This window comes from Micromonospora sp. CA-259024 (assembly GCF_050936255.1).
Taxonomy (GTDB): Bacteria; Actinomycetota; Actinomycetes; order Mycobacteriales; family Micromonosporaceae; genus Micromonospora.
Genome location: NZ_JBNJND010000002.1, coordinates 258,857 through 271,799 on the forward strand (window position 1 = coordinate 258,857; position 12,943 = coordinate 271,799).

General features: G+C 72.3%; 13 protein-coding genes. 5 read left to right on the forward strand and 8 right to left on the reverse strand.

Annotated features, from left to right (window positions below; translation table 11 throughout):
* Nucleotides 1-11: 11 nt before the first annotated feature.
* The 3 genes from ACQEUX_RS20480 to ACQEUX_RS20490 form a co-directional block, all read right to left on the reverse strand.
* On the reverse strand, nt 12-1,070 hold the full coding sequence (locus ACQEUX_RS20480) for a PhoH family protein (protein ID WP_433050688.1): 1,059 nt from the start codon (nt 1,068-1,070) through the stop codon (nt 12-14).
* A 132-nt stretch (nt 1,071-1,202) separates the two neighbouring features.
* Nucleotides 1,203-2,606 (reverse strand): serine hydrolase domain-containing protein, encoded by a 1,404-nt coding sequence (locus tag ACQEUX_RS20485; RefSeq protein WP_433050691.1) that lies wholly within the window; start codon nt 2,604-2,606, stop codon nt 1,203-1,205.
* Entirely contained in the window at nt 2,603-2,962 is a 360-nt protein-coding gene (locus ACQEUX_RS20490) for a histidine triad nucleotide-binding protein (protein ID WP_433050694.1), read from the reverse strand. The genes ACQEUX_RS20485 and ACQEUX_RS20490 overlap by 4 nt, the downstream gene beginning before the upstream one ends.
* A gap of 46 nt (nt 2,963-3,008) precedes the next feature.
* Between ACQEUX_RS20490 and ACQEUX_RS20495 the strand changes: the two genes are divergently transcribed.
* Entirely contained in the window at nt 3,009-3,770 is a 762-nt protein-coding gene (locus ACQEUX_RS20495; RefSeq protein WP_433050697.1) for an SDR family NAD(P)-dependent oxidoreductase, read from the forward strand.
* 17 nt (nt 3,771-3,787) lie between these two features.
* Here the strand turns inward: ACQEUX_RS20495 and ACQEUX_RS20500 are convergent, their stop codons facing one another.
* The 3 genes from ACQEUX_RS20500 to hrcA form a co-directional block, all read right to left on the reverse strand.
* The gene (locus tag ACQEUX_RS20500; protein WP_433057000.1) at nt 3,788-4,522 is read right to left on the reverse strand and encodes a 16S rRNA (uracil(1498)-N(3))-methyltransferase; all 735 of its coding nucleotides are present in this window, start codon (nt 4,520-4,522) and stop codon (nt 3,788-3,790) included.
* Between the two features lies 1 nt (nt 4,523).
* The gene (gene dnaJ, locus ACQEUX_RS20505; protein ID WP_192580165.1) at nt 4,524-5,669 is read right to left on the reverse strand and encodes a molecular chaperone DnaJ; all 1,146 of its coding nucleotides are present in this window, start codon (nt 5,667-5,669) and stop codon (nt 4,524-4,526) included.
* 74 nt (nt 5,670-5,743) lie between these two features.
* Nucleotides 5,744-6,766: a heat-inducible transcriptional repressor HrcA gene (gene hrcA, locus ACQEUX_RS20510; RefSeq protein WP_433050700.1), complete on the reverse strand. Its 1,023-nt coding sequence runs from the start codon at nt 6,764-6,766 to the stop codon at nt 5,744-5,746.
* 225 nt (nt 6,767-6,991) lie between these two features.
* On the opposite strand from hrcA, the gene ACQEUX_RS20515 reads away from it, so the two are divergent.
* Nucleotides 6,992-7,633: a DUF4870 domain-containing protein gene (locus ACQEUX_RS20515; RefSeq protein ID WP_433050703.1), complete on the forward strand. Its 642-nt coding sequence runs from the start codon at nt 6,992-6,994 to the stop codon at nt 7,631-7,633.
* A 66-nt stretch (nt 7,634-7,699) separates the two neighbouring features.
* Here the strand turns inward: ACQEUX_RS20515 and hemW are convergent, their stop codons facing one another.
* Entirely contained in the window at nt 7,700-8,923 is a 1,224-nt protein-coding gene (gene hemW, locus ACQEUX_RS20520; protein ID WP_433057002.1) for a radical SAM family heme chaperone HemW, read from the reverse strand.
* Between the two features lie 19 nt (nt 8,924-8,942).
* On the opposite strand from hemW, the gene ACQEUX_RS20525 reads away from it, so the two are divergent.
* Nucleotides 8,943-9,731, forward strand: coding sequence for an enoyl-CoA hydratase-related protein (locus ACQEUX_RS20525; protein WP_433050706.1), 789 nt, complete (start codon nt 8,943-8,945; stop codon nt 9,729-9,731).
* 48 nt (nt 9,732-9,779) lie between these two features.
* Here the strand turns inward: ACQEUX_RS20525 and ACQEUX_RS20530 are convergent, their stop codons facing one another.
* A complete protein-coding gene (locus tag ACQEUX_RS20530) occupies nt 9,780-10,544 on the reverse strand; it encodes an SDR family NAD(P)-dependent oxidoreductase (protein ID WP_433050709.1) in 765 nt (254 codons plus the stop codon).
* Between the two features lie 376 nt (nt 10,545-10,920).
* Between ACQEUX_RS20530 and ACQEUX_RS20535 the strand changes: the two genes are divergently transcribed.
* Nucleotides 10,921-11,721 (forward strand): hypothetical protein, encoded by an 801-nt coding sequence (locus ACQEUX_RS20535; protein WP_433057004.1) that lies wholly within the window; start codon nt 10,921-10,923, stop codon nt 11,719-11,721.
* 223 nt (nt 11,722-11,944) lie between these two features.
* Nucleotides 11,945-12,847 (forward strand): phytanoyl-CoA dioxygenase family protein, encoded by a 903-nt coding sequence (locus tag ACQEUX_RS20540; RefSeq protein ID WP_091409805.1) that lies wholly within the window; start codon nt 11,945-11,947, stop codon nt 12,845-12,847.
* Nucleotides 12,848-12,943: the final 96 nt, after the last annotated feature.

Sequence of the window (12,943 nt, forward strand, 5' to 3'; positions counted from 1 at the left end):
TTTCCTCTGCTTTAGCGGCGACGGCCGGCACGGCCGCCCTGGGCGGGTCGCCCGGGCACGGCATGAACGCCCTGCGCCTGCTGGTTTTCCCGCTCGGCGTCCCAGCGGGCGTACGCGTCGACGATCTCCCCGACCAGCCGGTGGCGAACGACGTCGGAGCTGGACAACTGGGCGAAGTGCATGTCTTCGACGTTTTCCAGGATCTCCCGGACAACCTTCAGACCGCTGCTCGTCCCGCCGGGAAGGTCCACCTGGGTGATGTCACCGGTCACGACGATCTTGGAGTTGAAGCCGAGCCGGGTGAGGAACATCTTCATCTGCTCGGGCGTCGTGTTCTGCGCCTCGTCCAGGATGATGAACGCGTCATTGAGCGTCCGGCCCCTCATGTACGCCAGTGGCGCGACCTCGATCGTTCCGGCGGCCATCAGCTTCGGGATCGTCTCCGGGTCGAGCATGTCGTGCAGCGCGTCGTAGAGCGGGCGCAGGTACGGGTCGATCTTCTCGTTGAGCGTGCCGGGCAGGAAACCCAGTCGCTCACCCGCCTCCACCGCCGGCCGGGTCAGGATGATCCGGTTGACCTGCTTGGCCTGCAACGCCTGGACGGCCTTCGCCATCGCCAGGTAGGTCTTTCCGGTGCCGGCCGGGCCGATGCCGAAGACGATGGTGTGCGAGTCGATCGCGTCGACGTACCGCTTCTGCCCGAGTGTCTTGGGGCGGATGGTGCGGCCGCGACGGGAGAGGATGTTCAGGGTCAGAACGTCGGCGGGCCGCTCGGCACTGCCCTGCTCGAGCATGCCGACGGTACGCCGGACGGCGTCAGTGGTCAGGGTCTCGCCTTTCTCGATGAGTTCGAGTAGCTCGCTGAAGACCCGCTCGGCGAGGGCGTTGTCCGCGGGGTCACCGGTGATGGTGATCTCGTTGCCGCGGACGTGCACGTCACTGTTGACCGAGCGTTCGACGAGTCGGAGGATCTCGTCGCCTGCGCCGAGCAGATTGACCATGATCTTCGAGTCGGGCACGGTGATCCTGGTCTGCACCCGGGGCGGGCCGGGAGGTGGGGTGCCGGTCATAGGTCGGGCCGAAGGGCCCTGCGCCACCTGCTCTCGATCTCGGCGCCGGCCCTGCTGGCACGGCGTGCGGACGTTACACCCATCGTATCGGTTCAACGCGGGCCGCATCGCGCCCATTTCCGCTGGCCGCGATCAACTCCCGGCCCGGAAGTCGTACCGGTCGAAGGTCTCCTGGTGGCGGGTGAACCGGTACGTCGCCCAGTGCAACCGGACCACGACACCGGACTCGTCCCGGGTCAGGCGCAGCAGCTCACCGGCCTCGCGACCGGAGACCGTGCGGAACACGTCCGGCTGGTCCGGCAGCGCAGCGAAGATCGCCGGCGGACGTCCTGCCGGGTCACCGGCCCCGCGCGCCCGCAGGGCGCCGTCGTGCCAGGAGAAGACGTACTCGAAACCCTCGCCCCACCAGCGGCCGAGCACACCCCGCAGGGCCGCCGGTGCGGGTGCGCCGGGCCGCCATGGCTCGATCTCGGCCGGATCGTGCTCGACCGCCGAGGCGAGCAGCCGGTGCGGCAGGTCGAACAGCTCCGCCGCCGTACCGGACGAGCCGAGCACCGCGGCGCCCATCGCGCCGGCCGTGCCGTCGCCTCCCCGCCGGCCGTACACCGCGGCCAGGAAGCCGGGCATCGCCCCGTCGTGCCCCACGTGCACCACTCGCTCGCCCTGCGGAATCAGGATCAGCCCGAGCCCGAAGCCGGCGCCCCAGAGCGTCTCGTCCGTGGTGGTCAGGGGCCAGCGCATCTCGTCCAGGGTGCCCGGGGCGAGCACCGCGCCGGCCGGGTCGAGCGCCACCGGGTCGGCCAGGAACGCCGCCCAGCGGGCCATGTCGGTGGCGGTGCTCCAGAGCTGGGCGGCCGGGCCGACCGCACCGAAGTCGGTCGGCGGTTCCGGGTGCGCCTCGTCGGAGTACGCGTCGACCAGGAAGCCGGTGGCCGCCGCCGGCCGGGGAATCACGGCGGTGTCGGTGAGCCCCAGTGGCGCGAGCACCCGCTCGGCGAGCACCTGTGCCCAACTGCCACCGCGCAGCCGGGCGACCAGGTGGCCGAGCACGGCCAGGCTCAGGTTGGAGTAGTGGAACCGACGGGCGGTCGGCAGCACCCGCTCGGCCCGGTCCAGCTCCGCGAGCAGTTGGTCGACGTTCGGCGGGCGCAGGGTGTCCCACACGTCGCCGAACGGCTCGCGTTGCAGGCCACCGGTGTGCGACAGCAGGCGGCGGATGGTCAGCTCGCCGTGCGCGGGGAGATCCAGGTGCCGGCCCACCGGGTCGTCCAGGTCCAGCAGGCCGTCGTCGCGGCACTGGAGGGTGAGCACCGCGGTGAAGGTCTTGGTGACCGAGCCGATCCGGAACTGCGTACGCGGCCCCAGCGGGCTGTCGGTGCCGGTCTCGCCGACGGTGAGGTTCCACAGCGGTCGGTCGGCCCGGTGCAGTGCCGCCGACACCGCCGGCACCCGCGCGTCGGCCTGCACCCGGCGGACCAGCCGGCCCAACCGCTCGTCCACGGATCGGGCGGGCGTCGGCTCGCTGCGCCCGCTCACGCCAGGTCCCGGGCGAGCATCGGGCCGAGCGGCGCACCACCCAGCAGGTGCGCGTGCACGTGGAACACCTCCTGCCCGCCGTACGGCCCGGTGTTGAACATCAGCCGGAAACCGTCGCCGAGCAGGCCCTCGTCCTCGGCCACCGCGGCGGCCGTCGCCAGCACGTCCGCGGTCAGCGCGCGGTCACCCTCGGCGAGCGTGGCGATGTCGGCGTAGTGCTCCTTCGGAATGACCAGGACATGCACCGGCGCCTTCGGGCCGATGTCGCGGAAGGCGAGCGTGGTGTCGGTCTCCCGGACCACGGTGGCCGGGATCTCCCCGGCGACGATGCGGCAGAACAGGCAGTCGGATCCCATCGGGGCAGTGTAGGGAAGGGTCACCGGCTGGGGCAGGATTGCCGGCATGACGGATCGGGCGGTACTGGTGACCGGGGCCTCGCGCGGGATCGGCCGGGCGGTGGCGACGGCGTTCGCGGCCGGCGGCGACCGGGTGGCGATCCACCACCGCGACTCCGCCGACGCGGCCGAGGAGCTGCGCGCGCAGCTGCCCGGCGCCGGGCACGTGGTGGTCCGCGCCGACCTCACCGACCCGGACGCGGTCCGGGCCATGGTCGACCAGGCCGCCGACCTGCTCGGCGGGCTGGACGTGCTGGTCAACAACGCCGGGACGTACGGTGACCGGGACGATCCGCACCCGATCTTCGGCGCCTCCTACGCGCAGTGGCAGCAGCGCTGGCGGCGGGTGCTGGAGACCAACTTGACCGGGGCCGGCAACGTCACCTGGTGCGCTGCCCAGCACATGCGGGCCCGCGGCGGGCGGATCGTCAACGTCTCGTCCCGTGGCGCGTTCCGCGGCGAGCCGGACCAGCCGGCGTACGGGGCCAGCAAGGCGGGGCTGAACGCACTGGGCCAGTCCCTCGCGGTGGCGCTCGCGCCGTACGGCATCACGGTCGCCACCGTCGCTCCGGGCTTCGTCGCGACCGACATGACCACCGAGCACCTGCGCGGCGAGAACGGCGCGGCCATCCGGGCGCAGAGCCCGTTCGACCGGGTGGCCCAGCCGGAGGAGATCGCCGCCGCGGTGCACTGGCTGGCCTCGCCACAGGCCGAGTGGGCCTCCGGCACCATCGTCGACCTCAACGGTGCCTCCTACCTGCGCAGCTGACCCCGGAAGAGGCAGGACTACCAGCGGCCCAGCCGCGTGGCGAGCACGCTGAGCGCCGCCACGCCGGCGGTGGAGGTGCGCAGCACGGCCGGGCCGAGCCGGACCGGTCGCCCGCCGGCCTCCCGGAAGGCGGTCAGCTCGGCCGGGGCGATGCCACCCTCCGGGCCGACCACCAGGACGATCTCCCCGCCGGACGGCAGCTCCGCGGTGGTCAGCCGCTCGTCGGCCTCCTCGTGCAGCACGAACGCGGCGGCGGCACCAGCGATCCGGCGGGCCACCGTCGCGGTGGACTCGTCCGGCGCACCGGCCACCACCGGCAGCCAGGGGCGGCGAGCCTGCTTGGCGGCCTCCCGAGCGGTGGCCACCCACTTGTCCCGGGCGCGTACGCCCCGGTCGCCGCGCCACTGGGTCACCGAGCGGGCGGCCGCCCAGGGCACGATCTCGTCCACCCCGACCTCGGTCATCGCCTGCACGGCCAGTTCACCCCGGTCGCCCTTGGCGATGCCCTGCACGGTCACCAGCCGGGGTACGGGCGCGTCCGCGTACCCCCGGGAGGTGACGGTGAGGTCCAGGCTGCCCCGGCCGACGGCGGTGACCACGGCGGCGGCCGTGCCGCCCCGGCCGTCGGCGAGCAGCAGCTCCTCGCCGACCCGCAGCCGTTGCACGGTCGCCGCGTGGCGCCCCTCCGGGCCGTCCAGGGTCAGCGCGTCGCCGGTGGGCAGCGCCTCGACCAGGAACAGCGGCGCGGACACCTCAGGCATGCCCGTTGAACGCGTCGCGCATCCGGGAGAAGAAGCCGCCCTGCTTGGACAGCTCGGCGACCTCCTCACCGCGGGTCTTGGCGAAGTCGCGGAGCATCTTCTCCTGGTCCGGGTCGAGCTTGGTCGGCGTACGGACGTCCAGGTGCACGTAGAGGTCGCCTCGGCCGGTGCCGCGCAGGTGCGGCACACCCCGGGCGCGCAGCCGCAGCGTGCTGGCCGGCTGGGTGCCGGCCTTGACGTCGACCGTCTCCTCGCTGTCCAGGGTCTTGATGGTCAGCCGGGTGCCGAGCGCCGCCGCCGTCATCGGCACGGTGACGCGGCAGTGCAGGTCGTCGCCCTTGCGGGAGTACACGTCGTGCGGCCGCTCGTGGATCTCCACGTAGAGGTCACCGGCGGTGCCGCCACCCGGGCCCACCTCGCCCTGCTGGGCCAGCCGGATCCGCATGCCGTCCTCGACGCCGGCCGGGATCTTGACGGTCAGCGAGCGGCGGGTACGCACCCGGCCGTCGCCGGCGCAGGTGGGGCAGGGGTGCGGGATGGTGGTGCCGTAGCCCTGGCACACGGTGCACGGCCGGGCGGAGACCACCTGGCCGAGGAAGGTGCGTTGCACCGACTGCACCTCGCCCCGACCGCCGCACGCCTCGCAGGTCGCCAGGTGGGTGCCGGCGGCCGTGCCGGCGCCGGAGCAGGTGGTGCAGAGCACGGCGGTGTCGACGGTGATCGGCGCCTCGACGCCGAACGCCGTCTCGTGCAGGTCGAGTTCGAGCCGCAGGATCGCGTCGGCACCCGGCCGGGTACGCGGACGCGGACCGCGGGCGCCACCCGCCGCGCCGCCGAAGAACGCGTCCATGATGTCCTGGAAACCGACGAACGGACCGGCCCCACCGGGGCCGCCCGGGCCTCCGGCACCGCCGCCACCCGGGGCGAGCGGGTCGCCACCCAGGTCGACGATCTGCCGCTTCCGGTCGTCCGAGAGGACCTCGTACGCGGCGTTGATGTCCTTGAACTTCTCCTGAGCCTCCGGGTCCGGATTGACATCCGGGTGGAACTGGCGCGCCAGCTTGCGGTAGGCGCGCTTGATCTCGTCATCGGAGGCTTCCCGGCTCACACCGAGAATGCCGTAGTAGTCCCTGGCCACTGCGTTCCGTGTCCTCATGTTCGTCTCGCGTTGCGCCGATCCGGCGGCAGCAGCCGGCCGTCGGCCCTGACTGATCAGTTCTGGGCCAGCAACTCGCCCACGTAGCGTGCCACGGCGCGCACCGTGGCGATGGTGCCGGGGTAGTCCATCCGCGTGGGCCCCAGCACCCCCAGGCCGCCGACGATCGTGGCGCCCGGGCCGTACCCGGTGCTGACCACGGAGGCGGCCCGCAGGTTGTCGAACTCGTTCTCGTCGCCGATCAGGACCCGGGTCGTGCTCGGCTCGGTCTCGCCGATGAGCTTGAGGAGCACGACCTCTTCCTCCAGGGCCTCGAGGATCGGCCGCAGTGAGCCCTGGAAGTCGAGCAGGCCACCCCGGGTGAGGTTGGCGGTGCCGGCCAGGGCGATGCGTTCCTCGTGCCGCTCGACCAGCGTCTCCAGGAGCACCGTGGAGAGCGTGGTCATCGCCGGGCGCAGCTCGACCGGCGCCTCCTCGACCAGCGCCTGCACCAACGGCGGCGTATCGGAGAGCCGGGCGCCGGCGAGCTTTTCGTTGACCAGCCGGCGCAGGTCGGTGACATCGTCGGCGGGCACCGGCCCGGGCAGCTCCACCAGCCGCTGCTCCACCCGCCCGGTGTCAGCGATCATGACGAGCATCAACCGGGTGGTGGAGATCGGCACCAGTTCCAGGTGACGCACCGACGAGCGGGCCAGGCTCGGGTACTGCACAACGGCCACCTGCCGGGTCAGCTGAGCGAGCAGCCGCACCGTGCGGTGCACCACGTCGTCGAGGTCGACCGCGCCGACCAGGAAACGCTCGATGGCCCGGCGCTCGGCCGGGCTGAGTGGCTTGACCCGGGACAGCCGGTCGACGAAGAGCCGGTAGCCACGGTCGGTGGGCACCCGGCCGGCACTGGTGTGCGGCTGCCGGATGTAGCCCTCCTCCTCCAGCACGGCCATGTCGTTGCGGACCGTGGCCGGGGAGACCCCGAGCTGGTGCCGCTCGACCAGCGCCTTGCTGCCGACCGGCTCCTGGGTGGAGACGTAGTCCTCGACGATCGCGCGGAGCACGGCGAGTTTCCGGTCGTCGAGACCCATTCTCCGCACCTCCTGTCGCACGTCGGCCGCCGGCGCCGTGGGCCGGCCGGGCCGCCCTGGCACTCGACTGTAGCGAGTGCCAGTCTACGTCGGCGCACCCGCCGACGCGATGATCAACGGCGGCCCGTCGGTGCGGCCCGCGCCACCCCGCTGGGCCGATCGGCCCGTTCTGCCGGGCGATGTCGCTCTGGTGCGGCGTTGCCACAGGCCCCTACCGTGACATCCATGACTGAACCTCCTCGCCCTCCCGGAGCGGGTGACGCCGGCAACTACCCGCCGGAGCCGACCTCCCCGGGCTCGTCCCCGTCGGCCGAGCCACCCACCGCACCACTGTCCGGGGCACCCGGCCCGGGCGGCTATCCCCCGGCCGGTGGCTATCCGCCACCCACCGGTGACCAACCGCCGTCAGGCGGCTACCCTCCGGCGGGTGGCTACCCTCCGCCCGGGGGTTACCCGCCGCCCGGCGGCTATCCCGCTGGCGGGTATCCGACCGGTGGCGCCTACGGCGGCCCCGGCGGCGGCTACGCCAACAACGAGGACAAGACCTGGGCGCTGGTCGCGCACTTCGGCGGCGCCCTCGGCGCGCTGATCAGCTTTGGTCCGCTGGGCTTCGTCGCCCCGCTCATCGCCTACCTGGCCCGTGGTCAGCAGTCGCCGACCGTCCGGGCGCACGCGCTAGCCGCCCTGAACTTCCAGATCCTCTGGTCGATCATCGCGTTCGTGCTGCTCTTCGTGAGCTGGTGCCTGCTGTTCCTGCCCAGCATCGCCGTCGTGGTGATCCAGATCCTGTTCGGGATCATCGCGGGTATGAAGGCCAACGAGGGCACCCCCTACCGCTACCCGATGTCGGCCAGCTTCATCAAGTGACCGGGTCGGCCGCTCCCTCGGCCGGCCCGGCGCACCGCCTCCACCAGCCCGGGGACAGCCTGCGGCTCAGGGCAGCAGGTCACGCACGACCGCGTCGGCGAGGAGCCGCCCGCGCAGGGTGAGCACCGCACGGCCGGCGGCGTACTCCTCGGCAGCGAGCAGGCCGTTGGCGAGCGCCCGCTCGGCGCCGGCCCGGCCGGTGGCGTCGAGCACCGCCAGCGGCAGGCCGGTGTCGAGCCGCAGCCGGAGCATCACGTCCTCCATGTGCGCCTCGTCGACCGTGAGCACCTCCCGGGCCAGGCCGGGTGACGCGCCTGCGGCGAGCCGCTGGGCGTACGCCGAGGGGTGCTTGACGTTCCACCAGCGCACCCCGCCGACGTGGCTGTGCGCCCCCGGCCCCAGCCCCCACCAGTCCGCGCCGGTCCAGTAGAGCAGGTTGTGCCGGCAGCGGGCCTCGTCGGTGCGGGCCCAGTTGGAGACCTCGTACCAGGAGAGCCCGGCCGCGTCCAGCGCGGCCTCCGCGGCCAGGTACCGGTCCGCGGCGACGTCGTCACTGGGGTACGCCAGCTCGCCGCGCCGCATTCGGGCGGCGAGCCGGGTGCCGTCCTCGACGATCAGGGCGTACGCGCTGACATGGTCCACCCCGGCGGCCACGACCTGGTCCAGCGAGGCGGCGAAGTCCTCGGCCCGCTCCCCCGGAGTCCCGTAGATCAGGTCCAGGTTGACGTGCTCGAATCCGGCGTCGCGCGCCTCCAGGGCGGCGGCGGTGGCTCGGCCGGCGCTGTGTTTGCGGTCCAGGATCGCCAACACTCCCGGGGAGGCCGACTGCATGCCCAGCGAGATCCGTGTGTAGCCGGCGGCCCGCAGCACCTTCAACGATTCCGGGGTGACCGACTCCGGGTTGGCCTCGGTGGTCACCTCGGCGTCGGCGGCCAACCCCCAGGTGCGGTCGATGCCGTCGAGAATGCGGGCCAGGTCGTCGGCGGGGAGCAGGGTGGGCGTGCCGCCGCCGACGAAGACGGTGTCGACCCGGGGCGGCGGGCTGTCGCCGAGCACCCGGGCGGCGAGTGCCAGCTCGGCGAGCACGGTGTCGGCGTACCCCTCGCGGCTGGCACCGCCGCCCAACTCGGCCGCCGTGTACGTGTTGAAGTCGCAGTAGCCGCAGCGACTGGCGCAGAACGGCACGTGCACGTACACGCCGAAGCCGCGCGCGCCGACCGCCGCGGTGGCGGTGGCGGGCAGCGATCCGTCGACAGGGACGGTCTCACCATCTGGAAGGACGCCGGGCATGGCCACTAGTGTGCCCGGCATGACCTCTCCCGACGTCCTCGTGCGGGTCGCCACGGCCCGTGGGGTGACCACCCTCACCCTGGACAGCCCGCACAACCGCAACGCGCTCTCCACCGGCCTGATGACGCAACTGCTGGCCGGGCTGGCGGACGCGGTCGCCGACGAGGCTGTCCGGGTGATCGTGCTCGACCACGCCGGCCCGGTCTTCTGCTCGGGTGCGGACCTGAAGGAGACCGCTGCGGCGTACGCCAGCGGGACGGTGCCGGCCGCGAGGCTGGGGGATGTGCTCGCGGCGCTCTGGGAGTGCCCGAAGCCGGTGCTGGCCCGGGTCGCCGGGCCGGCACGGGCCGGTGGGCTGGGCCTGATCGCGGCCGCCGATCTGGCGGTCTGCGCCGATCAGGCGACGTTCGCGTTCACCGAGGTGCGGATCGGGGTGATCCCGGCGGTGATCTCGGCGACCGTGCTGCCCCGGCTGCACCCCCGCGCCGCTGCCGAGCTGTACCTGACCGGGGACACCTTCGACGGGCGGCGGGCCGCCGAGATCGGCCTGGTCACGGCCTCGGTGCCGGCGGACGGGCTGGACGCGGCGGTGCAGCGGTACTGCGACTCGCTGGTGCGCGGTGCCCCCGGCGCGTTGGCCGGCGCGAAGGAGTTGCTGCGCCGGCCGGGCACCGCCGAGTTGCGCGCTGATCTGGCCCGGCTGTCCGCTCTCTCGACCGGTTACTTCCTCTCCGACGAGGGACGCGAGGGGGTCACCGCGTTCCGGGAGAAAAGACCGGCGCGGTGGGTGCCCGCTCTCGACGTCTGAGCGTCGGGGCGCCGCCGAGGAGCGGCGGCGCCCCGCTGTCCGGCCGGGTCACCAGGCGGTCGCGCCGCCGTCGACCGGGTAGTTCGCCCCGGTGATGTACGACGCCCTGTCCGAGGCGAGGAAGACCACCAGCTCGGCGACCTCCTCCGGCTGGGCGAAGCGCTTGAGCAGCGTCTTGCCGGTGATCGCGTCCCGGGCGGCCTGGTTGTCGCCGAGGTCTCGTTCGCTGGCCGGGCTCACGATCGGCCCGGGACTGATCGCCACCGCGCGGATCCCGTGCGGCGCGCCTTCGAGCGCGAGCTGTCGGGTCATGCCGATGATGCCGGCGTTGGCGGCGGCGTGGCCGACCATCGGTGGGACGTGGCCGCCGATCATTCCGGCCATGGAGGCGGCGCTGATGATGACGCCACCGCCGCGCCGGACCAGGTGCGGCCAGGCGAACTTCGACACGAAGTAGGGAATGTCGAGTTCTCCGGTGATGGTGTACCGCCAGTCCTCGACGGAGAAGTCGGGCATCGGGCCGAAGCGGAGCGCGGCCGCGTTGTTGTAGACCACGTCGAGCCCGCCGTACGCGGCGGCGGCGTCCTCGACGAGCTTCCGCACCTGCTCCGGGTCGGTGAGGTCGACCGGCGCGATGCCGGTCATCTCACCGCCGGCGTTCCGGACGAGTTCGACCGTCTCGTTGTTGCCCTCGGTCTGGATGTCGGCCCCGACGACCTTCGCGCCTTCGCGTGCGAACGTCAGCGCCGCGACGCGGCCCAGACCCCCGCCGGTGCCGGTGATGAGCACGACCTTGCCATCCAGCGTTCCCATGGAACTCCTCCTTGCTTGTGACCTGCGCCCGGATGTGGGGCCGGTCGGATTGACATGTCAACACCCTCAAGTCCTTGACTGGTCAATCGCTTCCCGCCGTCGTCGACTCGGTGACGCCCACAACAGGTCTCAACCAGCTCGGGCGGCTGGCGACACGGCAGGTGAGATCGCGACCGGAGCGGGAACGTCGCCAACCGGTACGCGAGAGCGGAGCCGGCCCCGAACAGGTCGGAGACGGCCGACCCGGCCCCGAACCGCGCGGACGACCCGGACGGGCCGGGTGGGGACGTACGCTAGTCAGACTGTCGATCTGGGGGTGTGGGTGCGAACTCGGACAGCCGTGGCGGGTGGAGTGGTCCTCATCCTCATCGCCGTGATCGCGATCTGGCTCGTCGTACGGCAGGTCGGTGACCGCCTCCAGTTGCCGCTGGCGGCACGGAAGTGCACCGTGCAGGCTGACGGCCGGGTCGCACTGGACGCCGACCAGATGGCCAACGCGGCAACCATCGCGGCGATCGGCGCGCAGCGCGGAATGCCCGAGCGGGCCGTGGTGGTCGCGCTGGCCACCGCCTACCAGGAGTCCGGGCTGCGCAACCTCGCCGACGGCGACCGCGACTCGGTCGGCCTGTTCCAGCAGCGACCGAGCCAGGGCTGGGGCACCCCCGCGCAGATCCGCGACCCGCGGTACGCGGCCAACCGGTTCTACGCGGCGCTCAAGAAGGTGCGCGGCTGGGAGAAGATGCGCGTCACCGACGCCGCCCAGCGGGTGCAGCGCTCAGCCTTCCCGGAGGCCTACCAGAAGTGGGCCGACGACTCCGAGGTGCTCAGCCGGGCCCTGCTGGGCGACGCCAGCGGCGCGGTCGCCTGCACGGTCGGGCGCACCCCGGCGATGCACGGTGCGGCGGCAGCCGCCCAGCTGACCCGCAATCTCGTGCTGGACTGGGGGCTGAAGGGGACCGACCCCGCCGACCCGATCGGGCTGGCGGTGACCCCGGGCGACCAGCGCGACGGCTGGCGGTACGCGCACTGGCTGGTGTCGCACGCCCAGGACCACGGGGTGAAGCGCGTCCGCTTCGGCGACCTGGAGTGGACCGCCCGGAACGGCACCTGGGGTCGGGTCAGCGGCGAGCAGAGCCCCGCCGGACAGGTGGTGGCCGAGGTGTTCAACGAGGGTTGACCGGGCCCGGATCTCTTAACCGGCAGTCACCGCACAATCGGACAATGGCCTGTAAACAGCTCTATTGATCACGGAAATCTCACTCGTCGCAGTTCTCTCGCTGCACGGGGTCCCACTGGGCCCCGCTCCCGCAAACTCGCACTCCCCGACGCCGAGGTCATCGCGTTACGATCGGCGGCCTGTGCCAGAAAAGGTTTCACCTCATGGGGAGGGGTACGACGCGGTGTTCGATTACGGCGACCGGACCGGTTACGAACCGATCAGCGACACTGACCGCAAGGAGTTCCACGAGCAGGGCTTCCTCCTGCTGCGCAACGTCCTGACGGAGGACCACCGGGCGGCGCTCGAGGCGGCGGTCGACCGCGTCTACGCCGAGGAGCAGGCGAAGGGCACCACCAAGAAGGACGGCACCCTGCACCTGCTGGGCTTCCTGGAGCGCGACGAGCTCTTCGGCGAGCTGCTCACCCACCCGATCGCCTTCCCGTACATGTGGGGGCTGGCCGGCTGGAACATCTACACCCACCACAACCACCTGGACGTCACCCCGCCGGCCGCCGAGCCGGAGAAGCCGTACTGGGGTTGGCACCAGGACGGGTACCGGCAGAACTCCGACCCGGAGACGATGGACCCGAACCTGCCCCGCCCGATGTTCTCGCTGAAGGTCGCGTACGTGCTGTCGGACCTCTCCGAGACCGGCCGCGGCGCCACCAAGGTCATCCCGGGCAGCCACCTGAAGAACTCGCTGCCCCGGCCGGCCGACCTCACCGTGCAGAACCCCGACCCGGAGGGCACGGTGGAGATCACCGCCAACCCGGGCGACGCCTTCATCTTCGACCGCCGGCAGTGGCACTCGCGGTCGACGAACCTGTCGACCATCACCCGCAAGATGCTCTTCGTCGGCTACACCTACCGGTGGATCCGTCCGCTGGACGAGCTGCACCCCGACGTGAACGGCGAGTGGTACCGCAACCGCACCCCCGTGCAGCGCCAGCTGATCGGTGAGGGCACCCACACCGCCAACTACTGGGGCATCAACTGGGACGGGTACGTCGACGACGAGATCCCGCTGCGCAAGGAACTCAAGGAGCGCGGCCTGCTCGACCGCAACATCCCCTGGCTGCGCTGATTACCCGCGCCTGAGAACGGCCCCCTGCCACCGTCGGCGGGGGGCCGTTCCGTATCCGCTTCCGGGCCATCCGGCGTCGCACTGTCGGTAGCCTGA